The 24,833-nt window shown below is 71.4% G+C and carries 21 protein-coding genes; 13 read left to right on the top strand and 8 right to left on the bottom strand.

The features are described from left to right. The first annotated feature begins 151 nt into the window (after positions 1-151). On the top strand, positions 152-1,657 hold the full coding sequence (gene proP, locus ACTJKO_RS10260) for a glycine betaine/L-proline transporter ProP (RefSeq protein ID WP_440688298.1): 1,506 nt from the start codon (positions 152-154) through the stop codon (positions 1,655-1,657). Between the two features lie 248 nt (positions 1,658-1,905). Here proP and ACTJKO_RS10255 read toward each other — a convergent pair whose 3' ends face one another. Genes ACTJKO_RS10255 through ACTJKO_RS10240 form a run of 4 tightly spaced genes read right to left on the bottom strand, consistent with a single transcriptional unit; the run spans position 1,906 to position 7,094 of the window. Then, positions 1,906-3,522 (bottom strand): ATP-binding cassette domain-containing protein, encoded by a 1,617-nt coding sequence (locus ACTJKO_RS10255; protein ID WP_440688296.1) that lies wholly within the window; start codon positions 3,520-3,522, stop codon positions 1,906-1,908. Continuing rightward, positions 3,519-4,400 (bottom strand): ABC transporter permease, encoded by an 882-nt coding sequence (locus tag ACTJKO_RS10250; RefSeq protein WP_440688294.1) that lies wholly within the window; start codon positions 4,398-4,400, stop codon positions 3,519-3,521. Before ACTJKO_RS10250 ends, ACTJKO_RS10255 begins: the two co-directional genes overlap by 4 nt. Further along, positions 4,397-5,428 (bottom strand): ABC transporter permease, encoded by a 1,032-nt coding sequence (locus ACTJKO_RS10245; protein WP_440688292.1) that lies wholly within the window; start codon positions 5,426-5,428, stop codon positions 4,397-4,399. The genes ACTJKO_RS10250 and ACTJKO_RS10245 overlap by 4 nt, the downstream gene beginning before the upstream one ends. A 25-nt stretch (positions 5,429-5,453) precedes the next feature. Then, a complete protein-coding gene (locus ACTJKO_RS10240) occupies positions 5,454-7,094 on the bottom strand; it encodes an ABC transporter substrate-binding protein (protein WP_440688290.1) in 1,641 nt (546 codons plus the stop codon). Positions 7,095-7,125: 31 nt separating this feature from the next. Here ACTJKO_RS10240 and ACTJKO_RS10235 point away from each other — a divergent pair, with 31 nt between their 5' ends. Next, entirely contained in the window at positions 7,126-7,725 is a 600-nt protein-coding gene (locus tag ACTJKO_RS10235) for a TetR/AcrR family transcriptional regulator (protein ID WP_440688288.1), read from the top strand. Between the two features lie 63 nt (positions 7,726-7,788). On the opposite strand, the gene ACTJKO_RS10230 is transcribed toward ACTJKO_RS10235, so the two are convergent. Further along, a complete protein-coding gene (locus ACTJKO_RS10230; protein ID WP_440688286.1) occupies positions 7,789-8,832 on the bottom strand; it encodes a cation diffusion facilitator family transporter in 1,044 nt (347 codons plus the stop codon). A 237-nt stretch (positions 8,833-9,069) separates the two neighbouring features. Between ACTJKO_RS10230 and ileS the strand changes: the two genes are divergently transcribed. From ileS to ACTJKO_RS10205, 5 genes are read left to right on the top strand one after another with little or no spacing between them, the layout of a single operon-like run. Then, positions 9,070-12,324 carry an isoleucine--tRNA ligase gene (ileS, locus tag ACTJKO_RS10225; RefSeq protein ID WP_440688284.1) on the top strand — a complete coding sequence of 1,085 codons (3,255 nt, stop codon included), beginning with the start codon at positions 9,070-9,072 and terminating at the stop codon, positions 12,322-12,324. Then, positions 12,321-13,787 carry a bifunctional folylpolyglutamate synthase/dihydrofolate synthase gene (locus ACTJKO_RS10220; protein WP_440688282.1) on the top strand — a complete coding sequence of 489 codons (1,467 nt, stop codon included), beginning with the start codon at positions 12,321-12,323 and terminating at the stop codon, positions 13,785-13,787. Before ileS ends, ACTJKO_RS10220 begins: the two co-directional genes overlap by 4 nt. Continuing rightward, the gene (locus ACTJKO_RS10215) at positions 13,784-14,200 is read left to right on the top strand and encodes a DUF4233 domain-containing protein (protein ID WP_440688280.1); all 417 of its coding nucleotides are present in this window, start codon (positions 13,784-13,786) and stop codon (positions 14,198-14,200) included. The genes ACTJKO_RS10220 and ACTJKO_RS10215 overlap by 4 nt, the downstream gene beginning before the upstream one ends. A gap of 37 nt (positions 14,201-14,237) precedes the next feature. Further along, positions 14,238-14,657: a nucleoside-diphosphate kinase gene (gene ndk / locus ACTJKO_RS10210; protein ID WP_440688278.1), complete on the top strand. Its 420-nt coding sequence runs from the start codon at positions 14,238-14,240 to the stop codon at positions 14,655-14,657. Between the two features lie 16 nt (positions 14,658-14,673). After that, positions 14,674-15,528: a DsbA family protein gene (locus tag ACTJKO_RS10205; RefSeq protein WP_440688276.1), complete on the top strand. Its 855-nt coding sequence runs from the start codon at positions 14,674-14,676 to the stop codon at positions 15,526-15,528. Positions 15,529-15,603: 75 nt separating this feature from the next. Here the strand turns inward: ACTJKO_RS10205 and ACTJKO_RS10200 are convergent, their stop codons facing one another. Both ACTJKO_RS10200 and ACTJKO_RS10195 read right to left on the bottom strand, forming a co-directional pair. After that, a complete protein-coding gene (locus tag ACTJKO_RS10200; RefSeq protein WP_440688274.1) occupies positions 15,604-16,455 on the bottom strand; it encodes a DsbA family protein in 852 nt (283 codons plus the stop codon). A 100-nt stretch (positions 16,456-16,555) separates the two neighbouring features. Further along, the gene (locus tag ACTJKO_RS10195; protein ID WP_440688272.1) at positions 16,556-17,158 is read right to left on the bottom strand and encodes a vitamin K epoxide reductase family protein; all 603 of its coding nucleotides are present in this window, start codon (positions 17,156-17,158) and stop codon (positions 16,556-16,558) included. 332 nt (positions 17,159-17,490) lie between these two features. Here ACTJKO_RS10195 and ACTJKO_RS10190 point away from each other — a divergent pair, with 332 nt between their 5' ends. Both ACTJKO_RS10190 and ACTJKO_RS10185 read left to right on the top strand, forming a co-directional pair. Continuing rightward, positions 17,491-20,271: an Rne/Rng family ribonuclease gene (locus tag ACTJKO_RS10190; protein WP_440688270.1), complete on the top strand. Its 2,781-nt coding sequence runs from the start codon at positions 17,491-17,493 to the stop codon at positions 20,269-20,271. 2 nt (positions 20,272-20,273) lie between these two features. Continuing rightward, positions 20,274-21,131, top strand: a complete 858-nt coding sequence (locus ACTJKO_RS10185; RefSeq protein ID WP_440688269.1) for a hypothetical protein — start codon at positions 20,274-20,276, stop codon at positions 21,129-21,131. Positions 21,132-21,303: 172 nt separating this feature from the next. Here ACTJKO_RS10185 and ACTJKO_RS10180 read toward each other — a convergent pair whose 3' ends face one another. Continuing rightward, positions 21,304-21,576, bottom strand: coding sequence for a DUF4031 domain-containing protein (locus ACTJKO_RS10180; protein ID WP_440688267.1), 273 nt, complete (start codon positions 21,574-21,576; stop codon positions 21,304-21,306). Positions 21,577-21,754: 178 nt separating this feature from the next. On the opposite strand from ACTJKO_RS10180, the gene rplU reads away from it, so the two are divergent. From rplU to proB, 4 genes are all read left to right on the top strand, one after another. Further along, positions 21,755-22,063, top strand: coding sequence for a 50S ribosomal protein L21 (rplU, locus tag ACTJKO_RS10175; protein ID WP_022905369.1), 309 nt, complete (start codon positions 21,755-21,757; stop codon positions 22,061-22,063). 14 nt (positions 22,064-22,077) lie between these two features. Then, entirely contained in the window at positions 22,078-22,329 is a 252-nt protein-coding gene (rpmA, locus tag ACTJKO_RS10170) for a 50S ribosomal protein L27 (protein WP_070416551.1), read from the top strand. 82 nt (positions 22,330-22,411) lie between these two features. Then, a complete protein-coding gene (obgE, locus tag ACTJKO_RS10165) occupies positions 22,412-23,968 on the top strand; it encodes a GTPase ObgE (protein ID WP_440688264.1) in 1,557 nt (518 codons plus the stop codon). A 7-nt stretch (positions 23,969-23,975) separates the two neighbouring features. Beyond that, positions 23,976-24,794, top strand: a complete 819-nt coding sequence (gene proB / locus ACTJKO_RS10160) for a glutamate 5-kinase (protein ID WP_440688262.1) — start codon at positions 23,976-23,978, stop codon at positions 24,792-24,794. Positions 24,795-24,833: the final 39 nt, after the last annotated feature.

Genomic DNA, 24,833 nt, shown 5'->3' with positions numbered 1-24,833 from the left:
GAGTTTGTCCGGCGAGCGCGGTGTTCGCGAGGACCGCACAGTCGCTTCCCGCCGGGCGCCCGAAGGCAAGACACAGCACTACCGGAGGAACGATTTGGCACCGAACGAGACACGTCAGCACGGCGATCGGCCGCTGCGCACCAAGGCCCAGGTGAAGCGTGCACGCCGCAAGCTGACCGAGGACGACGTCACCGTCGTCGAGGAGTCGCTGCTCAAGCGTGCCGTCGCCGCCGCTGCGCTCGGCAACGCCATGGAGTGGTTCGACTTCGGCATCTTCGCCTACCTCACCGTGACGATCTCGCAGGTGTTCCTGCCCCACGGGGACGCAGCTGCGAACATCGTCGCCACGTTCGGCTTCTTCGCCGCCGCGTTCATCGTGCGTCCGATCGGCGGTGCCGTCTTCGGCCCGATCGGCGACAAGATCGGCCGGCAGAAGGTCCTCGCGCTGACGATGATCCTCATGGCCGCCGGCACGCTCATGATCGGCCTGATCCCGTCGTACGACTCGATCGGGTTCTGGGCGCCGATCCTGCTGCTCGTCGCCCGGTTCGTGCAGGGCTTCTCGACCGGTGGCGAGTACGGCGGCGCAGCGACCTTCATCGCGGAGTACTCGCCGGACAAGCGCCGCGGCTTCATGGGCTCGTGGCTCGAGTTCGGCACCCTCGCCGGCTACGTGCTCGGCGCGTCGATCGTCACGGGCCTGCAGTTCGGCCTCTCCGAGGACGCCCTGCTCAGCTGGGGGTGGCGCATCCCGTTCATCATCGCGGGTCCGCTCGGCCTCATCGGGCTCTACCTCCGCCTGAAGCTCGAGGAGACCCCGGCGTTCCAGAAGCAGCAGGAGCAGGCCGCCGAGCGGGAGTCGCAGAAGACGCCGTTCCTCAAGCTCTTCGCCGAGAACTGGCGCTCGCTCCTCATCTGCATCGGCCTGGTCCTCGTGTTCAACGTGACCGACTACATGCTGCTGTCGTACATGCCGACCTACCTCGAGCAGAACCTCGGGCAGAACGCCACGTTCGGGCTCATCCTGATCGTCGTCGTGATGCTCCTGATGATGGTCGTCATCACGTTCGGCGGACGCCTCTCCGACAAGTTCGGCCGTCGTCCCGTGCTCGCCGCGGGGTGCATCGGCTTCATCCTGCTGTCCTGGCCGGCGCTCAAGCTCGTGCAGGGCGGCACCGGCGTCGGGGTCTTCGCGGGCCTGCTCATCCTCGGCATCGTGCTGGTGACCTTCACCTCGACGATGCCCTCGACGCTCCCCGCGCTCTTCCCGACGATCATCCGGTACGGGGCGCTCGCGATCGCGTTCAACGTGTCGGTGTCCCTGTTCGGCGGCACGACCCCGCTCGCGACCTCCGCGCTCATCAACGCCGCGAAGGACGCCGGACTCGGCTGGGCGGAGGACATCCCCGCCTTCTACCTCATGCTCGCCGCCGTCATCGGACTCGTCGCGGTCTACTTCACGAAGGAGACCGCCTCGTCGCCGCTCATGGGCTCCGGACCGACGGTCGCGTCGGAGGACGAGGTCGCCGAGGTCATCAAGGACTACAACGACCCGACCTCGGAGCTCGCGCAGTCCGACTGGGCGAAGGAGTTCTCGACGAGCGAGATCCCGATCATCTCGGGCGACGTCCCCGCGAAGGAGTCCGCGAGCTCGTAGCGGCCCTTCCCCGCCGGCCAGGAGGCGCGGCGCGCGTCCGCCACGGACGTCGCGCCGCGCCTCCTGCCGTCCTGGGCGCGGTGCGCCGGTGGCGGTGGCGGCGGTGGCGGTGGTGGCGGTGGTGGCGGCCCGAGTCTCGCGCTCAGCGCCGGGCGCCGGCCGGCCGGATTTCGGGCTCAGCGACAGTTCACGCGCGCGAAGGCGCGTGAACTGTCGCTGAGCCCGAAAACTCCCGCGCGCCGGGCGCGCTACGCGGCGCCGGCGTCCGACCGCGGGCCCTCTGCGAGCCGCTCCGCGGCCCGCAGGAGCCTCGCCGTCACGGCGTGGGTCGGCCGGTCGAACACCGACGCGGCGGGGCCGTGCTCCACCACGCGGCCCTCGTGCACGACCAGCACGTCGTCCGCCATCCGTCGCACGGCCCGGAGGTCGTGCGACACGAACACCATCGCCACGCCCGTGCTGTCCCGCAGTCGTTCGAGCAGGGACAACACCGCGTCCTGCACCGTGGCGTCGAGTGCGGTGACGGGCTCGTCGAGGACGATCACCTCGGGCGAGGTCGCCAGCGCCCGGGCGATCGCGAGCCGCTGCCGTTGCCCGCCGGACAGCGTGAGGGGGGAGCGACGCCGCAGCGTCGGGTCGAGGCCGACCTGCTCGAGTGCGGCGTCGACCCGGGCGTCGAGGGATCCACGCGCGGAGCGTTCGGTCCCGTCGGAGAACGCGTCGGCGAGCACCCGTTCGACGCTCCACCGCTCGTCGAAGGTCGCGCCGGGGTCCTGCACCACGGCGGCCACGCGGTGCCGGAGCGGTCGGCGGTCGCGCTCGTCGAGCGGCACCCACGGCGCGCCGTCGAGCGTCACCGTGCCGGCGTCGGGCTCCTCGAGTCCGAGGAGGATCCGCGCGAGCGTCGTCTTGCCGGAGCCGGACGCACCGATCACGCCGAGGACCCGCCCCCGCGCGAGGTCGAACGACACCCCGTCGACCGCTGGGACCTCCCCGAACGAACGGCGGAGTCCCTCGACGGCGAGTACCGGACCCGGCCCGGGCCCCGCCTCCGGTCGTGCAACGGACGCTCCGGCCGCCAGGGGCGGGGTCGGGTCCCCGTCGCGACCGGCCGCCCGCACGAGCGCGCGCGTCGCGTCGTGCTGCGGCGCACCGAACACCGCTGCGACGGCACCCTCCTCGACGACGCGTCCTTCGTGCATGACCACCACGCGGTCCGCCCACCCCGCGACGAGCCCCAGGTCGTGCGTGATGACGAGGAGACCGGCTCCCGCGAGCTGTGCCGCGCGGAGCTGCTCCATGACCGTGACGGCGACGCCGGCGTCGAGTGCGGTGGTGGGCTCGTCCGCGACCACCAGGGCCGGTCTCCCGACGGTCGCTGCGGCGATGAGCGCCCGCTGTCGCATCCCGCCCGACAGTGTCCCCGCGAGCCGTCCGTCCGTCGCGATCGCGGGGTCGAGGCCCACGGACGTCAGTGCGCGACGGACCGCCTCGACACGGGCGGCCGCCGTCATCTCGGTGTGCAGCCGGAGGGTGTCCGCGACCTCGCGTCCGACCGGTCGCAGCGGGTCCAGCGCGCCGAGTGCCTCCTGGCCGACGTAGCCGACCCGGGATCCGCGCACGCTGCGCCACCGGCGGTCCGAGAACGCCCGGACGTCGAGACCGGTGACGGTGAGCCGGTCGACGCGCACCGCCGAGCCGGGGGCGGACAGACCGAGTGCCGCCCGGGCGGTGACGGTCTTCCCGGAGCCGGACGCTCCGACGAGGGCGACGCACTCGCCGGCCGCCACGCGCAGCGCGACGTCCTGCACGACGGTCCGGCCACCGATCGCGACCGTGAGCCCGTGGATGTCGAGCACGTTCACCGGACGACTCCTGTCCGTCGGACGGCTCGCCCGAGCACGGTCACCGCGGTCGCGAGCACGACGATCGCGAGTCCGGGGAACGTGCTCATCCACGGGGCGGTCTCGAGGTAGGTCCGGCCGTCGGCGAGCATCGCGCCCCACTCCGGAGCCGGCGGGGGCGTCCCGACGCCGAGGTAGCTCAGCGCCGAGGCCCACACGATCGCCTGCCCGACCCCGAGCGTCGCGACGGCCACGACGGGCCAGAGCGCCGCGGGCAGCACGTGCCGGAGGACGATGCGGGCGGGGGAGCGGCCCATGACGACGGCGGTCTCGACGACCTGCGAGTGCCGTGCGCTCCGCACGAGTCCGCGGACGATCCGCGCGTACCCGGGGGCGGTCGCGAACCCGACGGCGAGCATCGCGGGGACGGGGCCGGGCCCGGTCACCGCGATGACCACGAGCGCGACGAGGAGGAGCGGGAGCGCGAACGCCACCTCGGTGACGCGCCCGACGACGGCGTCGACGAGCCTGCCGCCCAGGCCCGCGACGACGCCGAGCACCACGCCGACCCCGCCACCGACGAGCGTGGCGACCACCCCGACGAGGAGCGACCCCCGGGTGCCCGCGACGACGCGCGCGAGGACGTCGCGGCCGGATTCGTCGGTGCCGAACACATGCTGGGGGTTCGGCGCGGTCAGGGCCTCGGATGGGTGCACCGCGAGTGGGTCCCCGCCGCCGAGCAGCCCCGGCCAGACCGCCGCGACGACCGCCAGGGCGACGACGGCGGCAGCGATCGTGCCGGCCGGGCCGAGCGTCCCCCCACGGAATCGCTCGGACCGGCCGGTGGTCGGGTCGCCCTGGGCACCGGCCTGGAGGCGCGGCTCGGCGATGCCGCTCACCGTGCGCCCGCCTCGGCGCTGGTGGCGCCCGGGCTGCGGCGTCGTGCGCGGCCGTCCTCGGTGGTCCGGGCCGTCCTCGGGTCCACGGCGCGTTCGACGAGGTCCGCGACGGCGAGCACCACCACGTACGCCGCGGCCGAGACGAGCGCGATGCCCGTCACGAGCGGCATGTCGCGCTGCGTCACGGCGGTCACCAGCGCGCGCCCGATGCCCGGGAGCGCGAAGACCGACTCGACGACGACGGCGCCGGACACGAGCGAGCCGAACGCCCACGCGGACAGCGCGATCCCCGGGAGCGCGGCGTGCCGGAGCAGGTGCCGCCCGAACAGCCCGGCGCGGGTCTCGCCCCGGCTGCGGGCGGCGAGGGCGAACGCGGACCGCTGGGCGTCGACCACGCCGTCCCGGACGGTCTCGGCGAGGTAGCCGGCGACCGGCACCGCGACCGTGACCACGGGGAGCACCCACCCGCGTACCGTTCCGTCGCTGACCGCGGGCACCCACCCGAGCGCGCTCGCGAACACGACGATGAGCACGCTGCCGAGCCAGAAGTGCGGTGTCACGCTCGCGGTGACGCTCAACGCGCTGGTCAGCCCGGCGGCGAACCGGCCCCGCTGCGTCGACCACCACGCGGCGACGATCGCGAGCGCCCACGCCACGACGAGGCCGAGCGCCGCGAGCGTCAGCGTCACGGGGAGCTGTTGACCGAGGAGCGTCGCGACCGGGGTCCGGAAGGCGTACGAGTCACCGAGCTGCCCGGTCGCCAGCCGGCCGAGGAACACCGCGTACTGCACGAGCACCGGACGGTCGAGTCCGTACTCCTGCCGCACATGGGCCACCGCCTCCGCGGATGCCTGCGAGCCCGGGCCGCCGAGGATCGCGAGCGCCGGGTCGCCGGGGATCAGCCGGATCGCGACGAACACGATCGTCGCGACGGCCCAGAGCACCCCGATGCCGCCGGCCAGGCGGCGGAGTCCCCACAGTGCCCACGCCGACCACGCGGCGGGCGGGGTCAGGTGTCCGCGACGCAATCCGTTCCTCCCGGTCCGGGCCGCGTCAGCGGTCCAGCCAGGCCGCGCCGAACCACGGGGTGGAGACCGCGGTGGTCCGCACGCCGTGCACGCTCGATCGGAGCAGGAAGTGGTTCTGCTGGTCGTAGAGGGGCAGGACGGTGCCGCTGGCGAGGATGTCCTGCTGCGCCCGCTGGTACAGGTCGCCGCGCTCGGCGGTGTCCGACGTCCGGGCGGCGCGTTCGAGCAGCTGGTCGACCTCGGGGTCGTCGAGCTGCGCGAGGTTGGCGAAGTACCCGGAGGGTGCCGGCTTGATGCTCGCGCTGTCGTAGAGGATGCGCAGGACGTCCGCGCCGACCTTCGTGTACGGGGCGCTGACGACGTCGTAGTGGTTCGCCGCGAGGGCCGCGTACCAGCTGGAGAGGTCGAGCTCGTCGAGGACGACCTTGAAGCCGACGGCCTTCTCGGACGCCTGGATCTGCTGGAAGAGGCTGCGTTCGGCGGGCACCGACTGGTTCGTCGACACCGGGAACGTCACCGTCAGCTGTTGCCCGTCCTTCTCGCGGACGCCGTCCGGGCCCGTCTTCCAGCCGGCTTCGTCGAGCAGTCGCTTCGCCGTGCTGGGGGAGTACCGGAACAGGCTCTCGTCCGAGTACGCGAACGGCTCCACGCTGGAGAGCACCGAGTATGAGCGCTTCGCGGTGCCGAGGAAGAGCGACCGGATGCCCGGGTCAACCTCCGCGCCGGCGATGAACGCCTTGCGCACTGCCTCGTCGCGGAACACCCCGTGGCCGGAGTTCAGTTCGAGGCGGTTCGACGCTCCGGGGCGCGGGGCGTCGAGGTCGCGGATCGAGCCCTTCGACGACGCAGCCTTGATCTGGTCCGGCTGGGCGTTGTCGATGACGTCGACCTGGCCGGACTGCAGGGCCGCGTACCGCGAGGTCGAGTCCGGGAGGAAGCGCCACGTGATGCCGTCGAGGCGGGGCTTCGTGCTCCCCTGCAGTGGGGTGTAGGAGGTGTTCTTCAGCAGCGTCACCCGGTCGCCGTGCTTCCACCCGGTGACCGCGAACGGCCCGGTGCCGACGGGGGACTCGCAGTTCTGCGCCTGCGGCCGCTCGAGGGCCTTCGGGGACTCCATGCCCACCCAGGGCTGTGAGAACGACTCGAGCAGGGCGCTGTCGGGGCGGCTCAGCGTGAGCGTGACGGTGTGCTCGTCGGTGGCGGTTGCTCGCTGGATGGACTGCAACGCGAGGTACCCGGTGCTGGACGCCGTCGCCGGGTCCTGCACGTGCTCGATGTTCGCGACGACGGCTGCCGCGTCGAACGGGGTGCCGTCGGTGAACCTGACGTCGTCGCGGAGCGTGAAGGTCAGCGTCTTCCCGTCGGCGCTCGTCGTCCACGACTTCGCGAGCGCGGGCACCGGCTTGCCGTCGTGGAGCGCGGTGAGCTCCTCGATGTACTGGCTGGAGAGCAGCGCCTGCGGGTAGTTGCCGCCGACGTGCGGGTCGAGGCAGGTCGGTTCGGCGTCGCCGGAGGCGTAGACGAGCGTGCCGCCGTCCACGGGGGTGCTGTTCGCGGTGGCCGCGCCGCCGCCGGTGCAGGCCGAGACGGCCAGGAGGATCGTGGCGGCGCCCGCCACCGCGCTCGCGATGCGGAGACGGGTTTTCTGTACTGAGTCCAAGATCATGGCTGGACGAGTCTAGCGGTTTACTGGGGCCATGGACGAACCGATGCGCCGCGGCGGCCGCCCCCGACGCTCGAGTGCGGAGGTGCTCGCGGACGCCGCCGCCGAGCTCTTCCTCGAACAGGGCTACGGACGGACGACGGTCGACCACATCGCCGCCCGTGCCGGGGTGAGCCGTGCGACGTTCTTCAACTACTTCACGGCGAAGTCCGACGTGCTCTGGCTGGACCTCGACGCGGCGGTCGGCTCGCTCCCGGAGCACCTCGCGGCGTCCACCGAGGGCTCGGCCGTCCGGGCCGTCGAGGACGCGCTGCTCGCCGCCGCCCGCGCGCACGACCCCGAGCGGGTCCCGTGGGCGATCGCGCAGGCGGAGGTGATGGGCATCGGGCCGGAACTCGTCGCGAGCGTCGCCGCCCGGGTGATGGCACAGCACGCCGCCGTCTCCGCGTTCGTGGCCGGCCGCACCGGCGACCACCCGGCCGCGCTGTGGCCGCAGACGGTGTCGGGCGCCATGCTCGGAGCCGCCGCGGCGGCCTTCGGCGTGTGGGTGGCGGACGGTGTGGGACGTCGACCGCTCGTCGAGTACGTCGGCGCGGCGCTGACCCCGGTCGCGGCGGGGCTCGACGCCCGCTGAGGAGCCTTCCGCTGGAGGAGGGCTGGCGTGCCGTCTGTCGGACGGACGCCGACGCGCCGTCCGTCAGTCGGTGCGGAGCGTCCCCGCGCCGCCTGACGCGACGTCCTCGACCGTGCCGTCCCGCACGACCTCGGGGACGTCGCGGGCGGTCGGCACGAGTGAGTCGTCGCCCGGGTAGCTGAGCGTGAGGACGGCCTCCTCGATGTACTGGCTCTGCTCGAGCGAGGCCTCGACGTCCCGCAGCCGCACCGCGACGTGCTCCTCGTTCTCGTTCCCGGTCAGGTCGACGGCGGCGACGAGGTAGACCCGGCTCGGTCCGACGAACTCCAGGTGCAGGTAGGTGACGCGCTCGATCTGCTCGCGCCCGAGGAGTTCGAGCAGCACGGCGTTCTCCAGCTCGGGGGAGGTGCTCTCGCCGAGCAGGAAGCGCCGGTTCCGGTCGATGAGCACGACCGCGACCACGCCGAGCAGGACGCCGATCGCGATCGAGCCGACGGCGTCGAACACCGCCAGTCCGGTGACCTGGTGCAGGAACACCCCGAGGAACGCGACGACGAGCCCGATGAGCGCCGCGGCGTCCTCGGCGAACACGGCCCGCAGCGTCGGGTTCGACGACTGGAGCACGTGGCGGAGCACCGGCACGCGCCGCTTCGTCGCCGCTCCGTGCGCCTGGCGGTACGCCTGCAGGAAGCTCGTCCCCTCGAGGCAGAACGACAGTCCGAGCACGATGTAGTTGAGCAGCACGTCCTCGGCGGGACCGGTGTCCCCGAGCTCGGTGATGCCGTGGTAGATCGACACGATCGCGCCGGCGGTGAACAGGCCGAACGCGGCGAACATCGACCAGATGTAGGTCTCGCGGCCGTACCCGAGCGGGTGCGCGGTGTCCCGCTTGCGCGCCCCGCGCCGTTCGGCGACGAGCAGGAACACCTCGTTGCCGGTGTCCGCCCACGAGTGCGCCGCCTCGGCGACCATGGACGCGGACCCGGAGATCATGGAGGCGACGGTCTTCGCGATCGCGACGAGCAGGTTCGCGCCGAACGCGATGACGACGGTGAGCAGGGATTCGGGGCGGTCCTGCTGGGCAGGGGCAGGATCAGACGACGGCATCGCTCCAGCATGCTCCCGTCCGCTAAACTCGTGCACACAGGCGTCGAACCGGCCATCACCGGGGAGCCTCCGGAAGAACGCGGACCATCACACGGGCCGTCAGTAGAGCCGGGCGGACCGGGCCGCGCGAACCCCGAACACGAGCGGTCGCGCAGCAACCAGGCGCGGCAAGCGAGGTGGTACCGCGGAGCACGCTCCGTCCTCGTGGCAGAGAACCCCGACCACAGGAGCCATGCGGTGCGCTACCCCTTGAACTCGAACGCCGACGGCGTCACGCCCTCGCCGAGCTTCCCCGCCGTCGAGCAGGGGATCCTCGCCTTCTGGAAGGGCGACGGCACGTTCCAGGCCTCGATCGACCAGCGCGAGGGCTGCGACGAGTGGACGTTCTACGACGGCCCGCCCTTCGCGAACGGCCTGCCGCACTACGGCCACCTGCTGACCGGCTACGCGAAGGACGTCTTCCCGCGCTACCAGACGATGCGCGGCAAGCAGGTGCACCGCCGCTTCGGGTGGGACACGCACGGCCTGCCCGCCGAGCTCGAGGCGATGCGGCAGCTCGGCATCACCGAGAAGCACGAGATCGACGAGATGGGCGTCGACGTCTTCAACGCCGCCGCGAAGAAGTCGGTGCTGCAGTACACCGACGAGTGGCAGGCGTACGTCACCCGCCAGGCGCGCTGGGTGGACTTCGAGCACGACTACAAGACCCTCGACGTGACGTTCATGGAGAGCGTGCTGTGGGCGTGGAAGCAGCTCTGGGACAAGGGGCTGGCGTACGAGGGCTTCCGGGTCCTGCCGTACTGCTGGAACGACCAGACGCCGCTGTCGAACCACGAGCTGCGCATGGACGACGACGTCTACAAGATGCGCCAGGACCAGTCCGTCACGGTCTCGTTCCCGCTGCGCGGTGCCCGTGCCGCCGAGCTGGGCCTCGACGGCGTGCGGGCGCTCGCCTGGACGACGACCCCGTGGACCCTGCCGACCAACGCCGCACTGGCCGTCGGGCCCGCGGTCTCGTACGTGGTGCTGCCCGCCGGGCCGGGAGGCGCGGCTGACGGTGGTCCCGCGGGTTCCGCCGCGTACCTGCTCGCGTCCGACACGGTGGCCGCGTACGCGAAGGACCTCGGCTACGAGTCGGCCGACGCCGCTGCCGAGGCCGTCACGCGGACGATCGCGGGGCGCGAGCTCGACGGGGTCGAGTACGAGCGCCTGTTCGACTTCCTCGACGGCACCGAGGGGTACGAGCACGCGTGGCGGATCCTCGTCGCGGACTACGTCGAGACGGGCGAGGGCACCGGCATCGTGCACCAGGCCCCGGCCTACGGCGCCGACGACCAGGAGGTCTGCGCCGCCGCGGGCATCCCCGTGGTCCTGTCCCTCGACGAGGGCGGCGTCTTCACGTCGCAGTTCGGCGAGGTCGCCGGGCTCCTGTGGTCGGACGCCAACAAGCCGCTGACGAAGGCCGTCCGCGACGCCGGACGGCTGCTCCGTCAGGCGTCCTACGAGCACAGCTACCCGCACTGCTGGCGCTGCCGGAAGCCCCTCATCTACAAGGCGGTCTCGTCGTGGTTCGTCCGCGTCACCGAGCTCCGCGACCGCATGGGCGAGCTGAACCAGCAGATCAACTGGGTGCCGGAGAACGTCAAGGACGGCCAGTTCGGCAAGTGGGTCGGGAACGCCATCGACTGGTCGGTGTCCCGCAACCGGTACTTCGGCACGCCCATCCCGGTCTGGCAGTCGGACGACCCGGCCCACCCGCGCACGGACGTGTACGGGTCGCTCGAGGAGATCGAGCGTGACTTCGGTCGGCTGCCGGTGAACGCGGACGGCGAGGTCGACCTGCACCGGCCGTTCATCGACGACCTGACGCGCCCGAACCCCGACGACCCGACCGGACAGTCCACCATGCGCCGGATCACCGACGTGTTCGATGTCTGGTTCGACTCGGGGTCGATGCCGTACGCCCAGGTGCACTACCCGTTCGAGAACCGCGAGTGGTTCGAGTCGCACAACCCGGCGGACTTCATCGTCGAGTACATCGGACAGACGCGCGGCTGGTTCTACGTCATGCACGTGCTCTCCACCGCGTTGTTCGACCGGCCCGCGTTCCGGAACGTCATCAGCCACGGCATCGTGCTCGGCTCGGACGGGCAGAAGATGTCGAAGTCGCTGCGGAACTACCCGGACGTGTCCGAGGTCTTCGACCGCGACGGCGCCGACGCGATGCGCTGGTTCCTCATGTCGTCGTCGGTGATCCGCGGCGGCAACCTCGTCGTCACCGAGGAGGGGATCCGCCAGGGCGTCCGCGAGTTCCTGCTGCCGCTCTGGTCGACGTACTACTTCTTCACCCTGTACGCGAACGCGTCCGGTGCCGACGGCTACCAGGCGTCGCGACGGACGGACAGCACCGACGTGCTCGACCGGTACCTGTTGGCGAAGACCCGGGTGCTCGTCGAGGACGTCACCGCGCACCTCGACGCGCTCGACACACCGCTCGCCGCCCAGGCCGTGCGGGACTTCGCCGACGTGCTGACGAACTGGTACGTCCGCCGGTCGCGTGACAAGTTCTGGGCCGGAGCGGCATCGTCGCCCGAGGCGCAGGCGGCGTTCGACACGCTGTACACCGTGCTCGAGACGCTCACCCGCGTCGCCGCGCCCCTGGCACCGCTCGTCACCGAGGAGGTCTGGCAGGGCCTCACCGGCGGGCGCAGCGTCCACCTGCAGGACTTCCCCGACGCGGCGGAGTTCCCGGCCGACGACGCCCTCGTCGATGCCATGGACCGGGTGCGCGACGTCGCCTCGAAGGGCCTCGCGCTCCGGAAGGCCACGGGCAAGCGCGTCCGCCTGCCGCTCGCGACGCTCACCCTCGTCGTGCCCGACCCGGCGGCGCTCGAGCCCTTCTCGGACATCCTCCGCGACGAACTCAACGTCAAGCAGGTCGTGCTCGAGCAGCAGGAGGAGTCCTCGCTCGGCCGCTACGGCATCGAGCGGAAGCTCACCGTCAACGCCCGCGCCGCCGGCCCGCGGATCGGCAAGCAGGTCCAGCAGGTCATCCCCGCCGCCAAGCGCGGCGACTGGACCGCCACCGAGTCCGGCGTGACCGTCGGCGGCGTCGACCTGGTCGAGGGCGAGTACACGCTCGACCTCACCGTCGCGGACGACTCCGTGGCCGTGGCGTTCCTCGACGGCGGCGGCTTCGCCGTGCTCGACACCGTCACGACGCCCGAGCTCGAGGCCGAGGGGCTCGCCCGCGACGTCGTCCGCGCCGTGCAGCAGGCCCGCCGCGACGCCGACCTCGACGTCAGCGACCGCATCGCCCTACGCCTGCGGGTGTCCCCCGACGCGGCCGACGCCGTGCGGGCGCACGAGCAGCTCATCGCCGGCGAGACCCTGTCGACCAGCGTCGAGGTCGAGCCGACCGAGTTCGCGGAGAGCGAGGGCACCGACGTCGGCGACGGTGCGAAGGTGTCCGTGGAGGTGGCACGCGCATGAGCGACATCAACGACGAGCAGTACGACGACCTCGACGGTGACCAGGCCGAGGGGATCCGGATCCCGGTCGGTCCGGCCGGCGATGCCGCTCCGACGGAGGCGGTGGCCTACGCCGGGGACGACGACGAGGTCCGGCGCGTCGAGGAGGCGCTGTACGCCCGCATCGGGGAGCAGTCGCCCGAGCACCGGCTGTCCGCCACCCGACGGGCCGTCGAGCTCCTCGGCGACCCGCACCTGTCGTACCCGGTGATCCACCTCACCGGGACGAACGGCAAGACCTCGACCGCTCGGATGACCGAGAGCATCGTCCGCGCGCACGGCCTCCGTACCGGGCTCATGACGAGCCCGCACCTGGTGTCGATCCGGGAACGCATCGTCATCGACGGCGCACCGATCGAGCCGAGCCGCTTCGTGGAGAACTGGGACGACATCGTCCCGATCCTCGAGATGACGGACCGCGAGCTCACCGACAAGGGCGAACTCCCGTTGACGTTCTTCGAGGCGCTCACGGTCCTCGCCCTGGCGTGCTTCGCCGAGGCACCGGTGGACGTCGCCGTGATCGAGGTCGGCATGGGCGGCGAGTGGGACTCCACGAACGTCGTGCAGAGCCAGGTCGCGGTGTTCACGCCGATCGCGATCGACCACGCGAAGCAGCTCGGCGGCACCGTGGCCGAGATCGCCCGCACGAAGTCGGGGATCATCAAGCCGTCGTCGTCGGTCGTGTCGAGCGCCCAGACGCCCGAGGCGCTCGCCGAACTGCAGCGCGCGGCCGAGCTCACCGAGTCGACCCTCGCGGTCGAGGGCGATCGGTTCCGGGTGGTCGACGTCACCCCGGCGGTCGGCGGGCAGCTCATCACCGTGCAGGGCATCGCCGGTCGGTACGACGACCTGTTCCTGCCGCTGTTCGGGCGGCACCAGGCCGACAACGCCGCCGTGGCGATCGCCGCGGTGGAGTCCTTCATCGGCCGCGGCTCGCAGGCCCTCGACGAGGACGTCCTGTCCGAGGGGCTCGCCGGTGCGACGAGCCCCGGACGCCTGCAGCCGATCGCGCAGGAGCCGACCGTGGTGGTCGACGCGGCGCACAACCCGCACGGCGCCCGAGCACTCGCCGAAGCGCTCCCCGTCGCGTTCCCGTCCGGGCACGTCGTCGGGGTCGTCGGGATCCTTGCGGACAAGGACGCCCGCGGGTTCGTCCGGGCGCTGAAGGACACCGTGCAGACGTTCGTCGTGACGCAACCGCCGGGGGACCGCGCGCTCGACGCGGACGCCTTCGCCCGCATCGTCGTCGACGAGGTCGGCGAGGACCGCGTGGTCGTCGAACCGGCGCTCGAGGCCGCGCTCCAGGAGGCGCGCGACCTCGCCGACGACGCCGATGCCGAGGACGCCATGGTGCTCGTCGCGGGTTCCATCGTGATGGTGGGGAAGGTCATGGACCTGGTCCACGCGGAAGGGGAGACGAAGTGACGGACGCAGACCGCGCCTCCCGGACCGGCCGCGCACCGCGCACGCGGAAGCCGCGCCGGGAACGCGGGGCACAGGAGAGTCTGCTGTCGATCACCCTGATCCTCGAGGCGATCATGTTCTTCTTCCCGATGCTCGTCGTGTTCGGGAAGGGCACGCTGCCGCCGGCCGCCGCGTTCGGCGGCGGCATCGGCTCGATGATCGTACTGGCGCTCGCGTCACGCCTGACCGGCAACCGCGCCGGTGTATGGTTCGGGTGGCTGCTGCAGGCGGCCATCCTCGCCACCGGGTTCATCGAGCCGTTCATGTTCGCGGTCGCCGTGGTGTTCCTGGCGCTGTGGGTCTTCTGCTTCGCCAAGGGCGGTCAGCTCGACCGTCAGAACGCGCGGCGACGGGCCGCGCTCGGCGAGGACTGACCACACCGTTCGACCCCGAACACACTAGGAGTTCTGCGTGTCCGACCTCGAAGAGACCCTCGTCCTCGTCAAGCCCGACGGCGTCGCCCGCCAGCTCACCGGTGAGATCCTCCGCCGGATCGAGGCCAAGGGCTACGAGATCGTCGACCTGAAGATGCTGACGGCCCCCCGTGACCTGCTCGACGCCCACTACGAGGAGCACCAGGGCAAGCCCTTCTTCGAACCGCTCGTCGAGTTCATGCAGTCCGGGCCGGTGGTCGCCGTGCGCGTCGCCGGCAACGCGGTGATCGCCGGCTTCCGGTCCCTCGCGGGCACCACCGACCCGACGTCCGCCGCGCCGGGCACCATCCGTGGCGACCTCGGTCGCGACTGGGGCCTCAAGGTGCAGCAGAACCTCGTGCACGGTTCGGACAGCCCCGAGTCCGCGGCCCGCGAGCTCGCACTCTGGTTCGCGTGAGCCCGGAGCGTCGAGCATGACCAACAACGACCGTCCCACCAAGAACGAGCGTCGTCAGCACGCGCGTGAGGTCGCCCGGCAGCGGGCCGAGGCCGAGAAGCGGCGGAAGCGCCGCAACCGGTGGTTCCTGCAGGGCGGGATCGGACTCGGCATCGTCGCGATCGCAGCGATCGTCGCGATCGTCGTCGTCAACGTGAACAACGGCGGCAGCACCTCGGCCGCGGGCCCGAGGAACATGGCGACCGGTGCGATCCAGTTCACCGGCGGTGACGGCAAGGTGACCCCGGTGACCACGAAGGCGGTGTCCGCGAAGGGCACGCCGTCCGCCGTCCCGACGTCGAACCCGGACGGTGCAGTCGCGGTCACCGAGTACGTCGACTGGGCGTGCCCGGTGTGCAAGCAGTTCGAGGCCGCGTACGCCGACCAGATCCTCGACAAGGTCAAGTCCGGCGACGCGACGCTGGCGATCCAGCCCGTGTCGATCCTCGACCGGAACTACCGGAACTCCCGGTACGCCAGCCGCGCCGCGAACGCCGCGATGTGCGTCGCCGACCACGCGCCGGACAAGTTCCTCGACGTCCAGACGCAGTTCTTCGACAACCAGCCGGCGGAGGGCTCCGACGGGCTGACGAACGCGCAGATCGCGAAACTCGTCAAGGCGGGCGGCGCGACGGGCTCGGACGTCTCCCAGTGCCTCTCGAGCGAGCAGTTCCGCGGATGGGTGACGAAGTCCACGAACGCCGTCCTCGCGGACAAGAGCCTGCAGGGCACGCAGGGCTTCGGCACGCCGACGGTCCTCGTGAACGGCAAGAAGATCGCCACGCTGACCGACGTCGTCAGCGAGATCGACGCGGCGTCCAAGTCGGAGTAGGACCCCCGCCGGACGACCACGGCCCCCGCTTCCGGATCGGAAGCGGGGGCCGTGGTCGTCCGGGGTGTCCGGGTGTCACGCCTTCGCGCCGTTCTGCTCGACGAACGCCGCGAACGCGTCCGTGTCGGTGAGTGAACCGCTGTACTGCTTGCCGTTGACGATCACCGTGGGAGTGCCGGTGACCTTGTCGAGCGACGAGTTCGGGATCTTGTCGTTGAGGACGCGGTTCGTCGCGGCCCCCACCCATCCGGCGAACTGCTGATCCGTGATGCAGGAGGCGACCTTGCCGTTCGTCGCCCCCGCCGCCTTCGCCAAGGAGGCGAGCTTGTCGTTCGTCAGGCCACGCGTGTTCTCGGACGGCTGGTTCTCGTAGAGCGCGCTGTTGTACGCGAGGAAGGCGTCCGGGTCGTAGTTCGCGACGCAGGCGGCTGCCGCCGCGGAACGGGTCGAGTACTTCGAGCCGAGCGACGAGCGGTCGAGCAGGTTGAACGGGTGCAGCTCGAGCGTGGCCGAGCCGTCCTTCACCCACTGCTGGATCTGGGACATCTGGCTCGTCTCGAACTGGTTGCAGTACGGGCACATGTAGTCCGAGTACACCGTGATGTTCGCGACCGAGTCGTCCTGCTTCGTCGGGGTCGGCTTGCCACCGTCCGGGACGGCCCCGGTCGTCACGGGCACGATCTTGCCGTTCACCCCGTGCAGGAGCACGCCGTCGCTCGCCATGTTCTTCGGGCCGGGGCCGGCGGGCTGCACCGAGTTCGCGATCACCACGACGACGATCGCGATCACCGCGAGCGCGCCGACGATGATGCCGCTGATCCCCAGCGTGCGGTTGCGACGACGACGCGCCTGCTCCTTCTCACGAGCCGCGCGCGCACGTTCCCGTGCCGCGTCCCGCCGTGCCTTCTTGCTCTCGTTCTCGCTCATCGAGATCGAGCGTAGGGGCAGGTCGGCGGCCGATCGGTCGCTCAGGCTGGGAAGCACCCAGGAATCGGATGACGCGTCATCGACAACGCACAGCGGAGGTTCAGAAGGACGAAAGGAGCGTCGGGAACTTGATGAGGATCGTCACGACGATGAAGAGGTAGTTCGCGAGCGGGAACGCCCAGCAGAACGGCAGCAGCACCCGTCCGAGGCGCTGGGTACCGGCGCCGAAGCGGCCCTGCGCGGCGTTCCAGATCGTGAACACCCAGAACATCGGGATGGTCATCGACCAGACGAGCATGCACCACGGGCAGAGGGCGCCGATGAACCAGACGGTCTGGGTGAACAGCCAGGTCACGAACACCCACGCCAGGAACACCCCGGCGTTGAACGCGATCCAGAACCACCGGGAACCGTTCCGGAACCCGGCCAGGAGCAGGATCGCCACGGCGATCGGGGCGACGAACCCCATCACCCCGAGCAGGGGGTTCGGGAAGCCGAACAGGTGCCCCTGCCAGCTCGCCATGACGTCCGAGCAGCTGATGAACGGGTTGACGTCGCAGGAGAGGACCTTCTTCGGGTTCGCGTACTTCGCGAACTCGTCGAGGACGAGCGAGAAGGACCCGTAGAGACCGACCGCGCCGGTGATCAGGAGGAAGACCGCGATGGCGATCGGACGGCGGGCGGCGGGTGCTGGCGTGCTCACGGCGTCATCATCGCATGCCGCCTCCGGTCCTTTCCGGGCGCGGCATGCGATAATCGCTCCAGGTCGTGCGGCCGATCCGCGCGACGACGAAAGCTTTCCGGGCGCCGCCCGGACGATCAGGTGCGGTGAGAGCGCACCGTGACCGGGACTCGCGTCACTCCGACGCCGAGCCGTCAGGGCCGGGTGCCCGACACGGAACGGCAGCGGACACGAGAAGTCGACGCGCCGGTCACAAGACAGCGAACGCGGGGGCGTGGACGCCGCCCGCAACAACGACAGAGTTCCCGCCGTCCGACGAGGACGCGAGCGGGGTCAAGGAGTGCACCAGGTCCATGGTGGAGCAGAACAACGACAACACGAACAACGAAGAAGTCGCGCCGAAGCGTCGCGGTCGCCTGTTCGGCGGCCGTCGCGCCCGGTCCGCCGGCCAGGAGGCGCGGGGGGACGCCGGCGGGAACGGTACCGCTGACGGGTCGGTCGCGCCGAGCGACGAGACGGTGACGACCGCCGCTCCTGCTGCGGAGCCGGACGCCGTGTCCGGCGCCGTCGCGGCAGCGGTCTCGGTCGAGGTGGAGGCGGTCGCCGCGGCGAGCGACGAGCCGCACGACGTCAGCACGGTCACCGGCGACCTGCCGGTCGTGGACGGCACCGACGCTGCCCCGGTGAGCGACGTGGCGGAGGCGGACCGCGCCTCCCGGTCGCTGTCCTCCGACGACACGACGCCTGCCCCGACCGCCGAGCCGGAGCAGCCGGCCGCCGACGAGCCGTTCGTGCCGAAGGCGACGAGCACGCTCAGCCTCATCTTCCACGCACCGGTCCTGCCGGAGCTGCCGTACCGTGCGCCCCGCGTCGACGAGGACGAGGACGACGAGCAGGGCGGCGGACGCCGACGTTCGCGTCGCCGCGGCACGAGCGCCGATCGCGAGTCGCGTGAGCCGCGCGACCACCAGGAACCGCGTCGCCGCGAGGTCGAGTACATCACCGAGCCGCAGAAGGTGAAGGGCTCGACCCGGCTCGAGGCCAAGAAGCAGCGTCGTCGTGACGGGCGCGACGCGGGCCGTCGTCGCCAGGTCGTCACCGAGGACGAGTTCCTCGCCCGCCGCGAGAGCGTCGACCGGCAGATGATCGTCCGGTCGAGCTCCTCGAAGATCGAGATCGGCGTGCTCGAGGACAACGTCCTCGCCGAGCACTACGTGACGAAGTCGCACAACGTGTCGCTCATCGGCAACGTGTACCTCGGCAAGGTCCAGAACGTGCTGCCCTCGATGGAGGCCGCCTTCGTCGACATCGGCCGCGGCCGCAACGCCGTGCTCTACGCGGGCGAGGTCGACTGGGCATCGGTCGACACCGGAAACCACGGGCGACGCATCGAGGCCGCGCTCAAGCCGGGCGACAAGGTCCTCGTGCAGGTCACGAAGGACCCCGTCGGGCACAAGGGTGCGCGCCTGACCAGCCAGGTCTCGCTGCCCGGCCGCTACCTCGTGTACGTGCCGAACGGCTCGATGAACGGCATCTCCCGCAAGCTCCCCGACACCGAGCGTGCGCGTCTCAAGAAGATCCTCAAGGAGGTCCTCCCCGAGCACGCCGGCGTCATCGTCCGCACGGCGGCCGAGGGTGCCACCGAGGAGCAGCTCACCCGCGACGTGCAGCGCCTCACCAGCCAGTGGGAGGCCATCCAGAAGAAGGTCGCGAACGGGCACGCGCCGGCCATGCTCCACTCCGAGCCCGACCTGCTCGTCAAGATCGTGCGCGACGTCTTCAACGAGGACTTCACGAAGCTCATCATCGACGGCGAGTCGGCCCGCGCCACCATCGACGAGTACCTGTCGGCGGTCGCACCGGACCTCAAGGACCGCGTCGAGCTCTACGACGGTCCGGACTCGTTCGAGGAGTACCGGCTCAACGAGCAGATCGAGAAGGCCCTCGACCGCAAGGTCTGGCTGCCGTCGGGCGGCTCGCTCGTGATCGACCGCACCGAGGCCATGACGGTCATCGACGTCAACACGGGCAAGTTCGTCGGCTCCGGGGGCAACCTCGAGGAGACCGTCACGAAGAACAACCTCGAGGCCGCCGAGGAGATCGTCCGCCAGCTCCGTCTGCGTGACATCGGCGGCATCATCGTGGTCGACTTCATCGACATGGTCCTCGAGTCGAACCGCGACCTCGTGCTGCGACGTCTCGTCGAGTGCCTCAGCCGCGACCGCACGAAGCACCAGGTCGCCGAGGTCACCTCGCTCGGCCTCGTGCAGATGACCCGCAAGAAGATCGGCGTCGGACTCCGCGAGTCCCTCGACGAGGTGAACGCCAAGGTCAACGACAACAACGCCGACCCGGGGCCGTCGAAGGGCCGTCGCAAGGGCCGCGGTGGCAACGGCAACGGCGGGAACAACGGCGGCGGGAACGGCTCCGGTGCGTCGAACGGCGGGTCGAACGGCTCGTCGTCGCAGACGCACCAGATCACCGACGACGTCAAGAACGCCCTCTCGCGGATCGCCGCGTCGACGATCCCGCACGACGAGCACGAGTCGCACCCGACCCCGGCGACGCCGGTGTCGGCACCGGAGGCCTCCGCACCCGAGGCACCGTCCGACGGTCCCGCCACGGGTCCGGCCTCCGACGCCGCCGAACCGAGCGAGCAGCCGTCGGGGTCCAAGCGTCGTCGCCGTCGCGGCGGGCGGGGCGGGGGAGCGCCGGAGACGGTGGACGTCCCGTCGCCCGCCTCGGCTCCGTCTCCGTCGGTCGACGACGCTCCGGCGTCCACGTCCGTCGGGTCCGGGTCTGCGGGCGCACCGACGGCCGGACCGACCACGACGGACGACGCCCCGGCGAAGGCCCCGGTCCGCCGCCGCGTCAGCTCCAGCGCGCCCGTGACCCCGACGGAGACCTCGGTCGCCATCCTCGACATCCCGATCGCCGCCACGAAGCGCGAGCCCCGCAAGGTCAGCGGCGACGCCGAGTCCCTGCTCGACTCCGTCCTGCAGGCGCTCCCGGAGCCGAAGCAGCCCGGCCAGGGACGCTCGCGTTCCCGGCGGGTCTCGTCGCCGAGCATCAGCGCGCCGGCGAGCACCGACGGCGACAGCACCGACGACGGCGCCGTGATCCTGGGGAACTGACGATGTCGATCCCCGGCGACCCGCAGCGGCCGCAGCAGGACCGTGGGTACTACGGCGCGGGCTGGTCACAGCCCGCGCCGTCCGCGCCGCAGTACGGGGCGCCGCAGGGCGGTCCGTACCCGACCGCAGGGGACCGGTACGGCGCACCCCAGCGCGGCGCGTACCCACCGCCCCGGCCGCCGCGCCCCGACGCCGACCCGCGCCGGGCCTTCGCGCCGGGCGCCTCCGTGACGAACACCGCCGGAGCGCTCATCGCCGTCGTCTCGGTCGTCCTCGTCGAGTTCGTCGCCGGGCTGTTCGGGCTGCTGGGGGCGTCGCTCGTCGTGCACCCGTTCTCGTCGTACGGAGCCGGGGACAGCCTGGTCTCCGGGTTCGTCACGGGTGTGTTCGCGGCGCCGTTCCCCTTCTACGCGGGGGCGTTCCTCGCGCTCGCGTTCCTCACCCCCATCGCCCGCCGGAGCCCGCTGCCCACGGTGCTGCTCCGCACCGTGCTCGCCGGCGCCGCCGGGACGGTCGCCCTCGCGCTCGTCGGGGTGTTCACCGGTGCGTTCGGCGCCGTGACCTCCGGGGGAGCGCGGATCGTGATCGACGTGTTCACGAGACCGTTGCAGAGCGGCCTGCCCCTCACGCTGATGCTCCTGGCGACCTCCACCGCCGCGTGGCTCTGGCTCGGACGTCCGCGTGGCCCTCGTCGTGGGCCGGGAGCACCGGGGACGCCCGGCACCGTCCGCCAGCCGGACGCCGTACCGCCGGCGACGGTCCGGCCGACGTCGCAGCAGGGCGCGCAGCAGCCGTCCGTGCCGCCGTACGCGCCGCCGCAGCCGCCGTCCGACCCCTGGGGTGGTCCGCGGCCCCGCTGAGCCGTGCGGCGCCGTCGCGCGCCGACAGCTGTGTCCCCGTGCCGGGCGTGCCGTGTCCGCGCGAGCCGGCGCGCTGTGTACGACCGTGCATCCGCCGGGGCGGCGCCGGCGCGCGGTGGTGCCCCGTGCCCCCAGGTCGCTGCCAGGTCGAGCGTGTGCGCCCGACGGCGCCTCAGAGCGTGCGCTTGTCCCGCTGCGCGACCCGCAGGCCGCTCCCGATGAGGCGGAGGACCAGCTCGCGTCCGGTGACCGCCCGCGCCCCCGCCGCGACGAGTTCCTCGTACCGCGAGAGCGGGACGTCGTAGTGGTCGTGGTCGAACGCCCGCCGCGGCACCCCGGTGCGGTCCGCGAACGCATGCAGCTCGTCGTAGGATGTGTCACTGACGAGGTGCGACCACAGAGTGTCGTGTGCGGGCCACGTCGGCGGGTCGATCAGCACGGTCACACGGCAATCGTACGTGTGTCCCCGTTTGACCGGACCTGGGGGCATCGAGTATTCTCGATCCCTGGTGTCAGCGGGCCGTTCTGCCTGCGTCGCCGATCGGGCCCGGCCTCCGGGAGCCGCTCGTGCAGAAGTGGGCACCCGAGACTTCCCTCAAGCAGAGTTACGTAAGGATTTCCACGTGGTTTACGCAGTAGTGCGCGCCGGCGGCCGTCAGGAGAAGGTCGAGGTCGGCACGATCATCACGATCGACCGTGCCAAGGCCGACGACAAGGGCAACATCGACCTCGCCCCGGTGCTCCTCGTGGACGGTGACAAGATCACGTCGGCGGCTTCCGAGCTCGCGAACGTGACCGTCACCGCCGAGGTGCTCGAGGACCTCCGCGGTCCGAAGGTCGTCATCCAGAAGTTCAAGAACAAGACCGGGTACAAGAAGCGTCAGGGTTTCCGCGCTGAGCTCACCCGTGTCAAGATCACCTCGATCGCGTAAGGCGGGAGTAGAAGATGGCACACAAGAAGGGTGCGAGCTCCACTCGCAACGGTCGTGACTCGAACGCACAGCGCCTCGGCGTGAAGCGCTTCGGTGGCGAGGTCGTCAACGCCGGTGAGATCATCCTCCGCCAGCGTGGCACCCACTTCCACCCCGGCGCCAACGTCGGCCGCGGTGGCGACGACACGCTGTTCGCCCTCTCGGCCGGTGCGGTCGAGTTCGGCACCAAGGGCGGCCGCAAGGTCGTCAACATCGTCAACGCGTAACACCGACGACCAGACTCTGCGGGAGGGACGGGCCACGTGCCCGCCCCTCCCGTTCTCTTTCGCAACACCTAGGAGTGGACCCATGGCGACGTTCGTCGACCGCGTGACCCTGCACCTCAGCGCGGGCAACGGCGGCAACGGCTGCGTGTCGGTCCGCCGTGAGAAGTTCAAGCCCCTCGCCGGCCCGGACGGCGGCAACGGCGGTGACGGCGGCGACATCGTCCTCGTCGCCGACCCGCAGGTGACGACCCTGCTCGGCTACCACCGCTCGCCGCACCGATCCTCGAAGAACGGCCAGCCCGGCATGGGCGACATGCGCAGCGGCATCAGCGGGGAGACCCTCGAGCTCCCCATCCCGATCGGCACCGTGGTGTACGACGAGGACGGCCAGGTCATCGCGGACATGACCGAGCCCGGCATGCGCGTCGTCATCGCCCCCGGTGGCCAGGGCGGCCTCGGCAACGCGGCTCTCGCGACCACGAAGCGCAAGGCCCCCGGCTTCGCCCTGCTCGGCACCGAGGGCTGGTCCGGTGACGTCAGCCTCGAACTCAAGACCATCGCCGACGTCGCACTCGTCGGGTTCCCGAGCGCCGGCAAGTCCTCGCTCATCGCCGCGATCTCCGCCGCGAAGCCGAAGATCGCCGACTACCCGTTCACGACCCTCACGCCGAACCTCGGCGTCGTCGAGTCCGGTTCGACCCGCTTCACCGTCGCCGACGTCCCCGGTCTCATCGAGGGCGCGTCGGAGGGCAAGGGCCTCGGGCTCGAGTTCCTCCGCCACGTCGAGCGCTGCGAGGCACTGCTGCACGTCATCGACTGCGCGACGCTCGACCCCGGTCGTGACCCCGTCAGCGACCTCGACGTCATCCTCGGCGAGCTCGCGCGCTACCCGGTCCCCGAGGGCCAGGTTCCGCTGCTCGAGCGCCCGCAGATGATCGCGCTCAACAAGATCGACGTGCCCGAGGCCGCGGAACTCGCCGAGTTCGTCACGGCCGAGCTCGAAGGGCGCGGCTACCGCGTCTTCCCGATCTCCACCGCATCCCGCAAGGGGCTGCGCGAGCTGACGTTCGCGTTGGCCGACGTCGTGGAGCAGGCCCGCGCCTCCCGTGCGGCGGAGCCGGTCGCCGAGCGCATCGTCCTGCGTCCCAAGGCCGTCGACGACAAGCCGTTCACCGTCCGCGCCGAGGGCGGCGAGGAGCACCGCTTCTACCGCGTCCGCGGTGCGAAGCCGGAGCGCTGGGTGCAGCAGACCGACTTCACCAACGAAGAGGCGATCGGCTACCTCGCCGACCGCCTGGCGAAGCTCGGCGTCGAGGACGGCCTGTTCAAGGCCGGCGCCGTCGCCGGGTCCACGGTCGTCATCGGTGGCGACGGCGGCACCGTCTTCGACTGGGAGCCGACGCTCACCTCGACGGCCGAACTCATCACGAGTGCCCGCGGCACCGACTCGCGCATCGGCGGCAGTTCCCGTCCGACCCGCAACGAGCGCCGCGAGGAGTACTTCGAACGCATGGACGCGAAGGCCGCGGCCCGAGCAGAACTCGAGCAGGAGCGCATCTCGGGCCTGTGGGCTGAGGACGAGGTGGCGCACGAGGGCGACCTGACCACGGACGCGGCCGACCAGGACGAGAGGGACTGACCGCAGCATGACCGACACGACCGCACGCGCCGACCTCGGACCCGTCACCCGGCGTGAGGACATCCCACGCGCGCGGCGGATCGTGGTCAAGGTGGGGTCGTCGTCGGTCAGCGGGGAGAACACCGGGCAGATCGCGCCGCTCGTGGACGCCCTGGCCGCCGCCCACGCCCGCGGCACCGAGGTCGTGCTGGTGTCGTCCGGTGCGATCGCCACCGGGTTCCCGTTCCTCGGACTCGAGGGGCGCCCGGACGACCTCGCCACGCAGCAGGCCGCCGCGGCGACGGGGCAGAACGTGCTGATGTTCCGCTACCAGAAGGAACTCGACCGCCACGGCGTCGTCGCCGCGCAGATCCTGCTCACCGCCGGCGACCTGCAGAACCCCACGCACCGCGTCAACGCACAGCGGGCGATCGACCGGTTGCTCGCGCTCCGGGTGCTCCCGATCGTGAACGAGAACGACACGGTCGCCACGCACGAGATCCGCTTCGGCGACAACGACCGGCTCGCGGCCCTCGTCGCGCGGCTGCTCGGAGCGGACGCACTCGTGCTGCTGTCCGACGTCGAGTCGCTGTACACGCGACCGCCGGAACAGCCCGGGGCGGCCCCGATCGACCTCGTGCCGTTCGGCGACGAGCTCATCGGGGTCACGTTCGGGTCGATCGGCGCTGCCGGTGTGGGCACCGGGGGAGCGGGGACGAAGGTGGCCGCTGCTCGGCTCGCGGCCGAGGCGGGCACGTCGGTGCTCGTGACGGCGACGGCGCTGGTCGAGCGGGCGCTCGCGGGCGACGCGGTGGGCACCTGGTTCGAGGCCGCACCGCGCGGGTGACGGTGCGGGGGTTCCGCTCGGCTCGCGGTTCCTCTCGTG

The organism is Curtobacterium sp. 22159 (assembly GCF_052045775.1).
Lineage (GTDB): Bacteria > Actinomycetota > Actinomycetes > Actinomycetales > Microbacteriaceae > Curtobacterium.
The sequence above is the reverse complement of the archived record's forward strand: the minus strand, read 5'-3'. Positions and strand labels throughout refer to the sequence as shown.

Excerpts from the sequence above, each read along its gene's own strand:
- ACTJKO_RS10200 (WP_440688274.1), bottom strand. The coding sequence starts at position 16,455 with ATGAGCGAGAACGAGAGCAAGAAGGCACGGCGGGACGCGGCACGGGAA.
- proB (WP_440688262.1), top strand. The coding sequence starts at position 23,976 with ATGACCGACACGACCGCACGCGCCGACCTCGGACCCGTCACCCGGCGT.
- ACTJKO_RS10205 (WP_440688276.1), top strand. The coding sequence starts at position 14,674 with ATGACCAACAACGACCGTCCCACCAAGAACGAGCGTCGTCAGCACGCG.
- ACTJKO_RS10190 (WP_440688270.1), top strand. The coding sequence starts at position 17,491 with ATGGTGGAGCAGAACAACGACAACACGAACAACGAAGAAGTCGCGCCG.
- rpmA (WP_070416551.1), top strand. The coding sequence starts at position 22,078 with ATGGCACACAAGAAGGGTGCGAGCTCCACTCGCAACGGTCGTGACTCG.
- ACTJKO_RS10230 (WP_440688286.1), bottom strand. The coding sequence starts at position 8,832 with ATGCCGTCGTCTGATCCTGCCCCTGCCCAGCAGGACCGCCCCGAATCC.
- ACTJKO_RS10185 (WP_440688269.1), top strand. The coding sequence starts at position 20,274 with ATGTCGATCCCCGGCGACCCGCAGCGGCCGCAGCAGGACCGTGGGTAC.
- ACTJKO_RS10240 (WP_440688290.1), bottom strand. The coding sequence starts at position 7,094 with ATGATCTTGGACTCAGTACAGAAAACCCGTCTCCGCATCGCGAGCGCG.
- ACTJKO_RS10220 (WP_440688282.1), top strand. The coding sequence starts at position 12,321 with ATGAGCGACATCAACGACGAGCAGTACGACGACCTCGACGGTGACCAG.
- ACTJKO_RS10235 (WP_440688288.1), top strand. The coding sequence starts at position 7,126 with ATGGACGAACCGATGCGCCGCGGCGGCCGCCCCCGACGCTCGAGTGCG.
- obgE (WP_440688264.1), top strand. The coding sequence starts at position 22,412 with ATGGCGACGTTCGTCGACCGCGTGACCCTGCACCTCAGCGCGGGCAAC.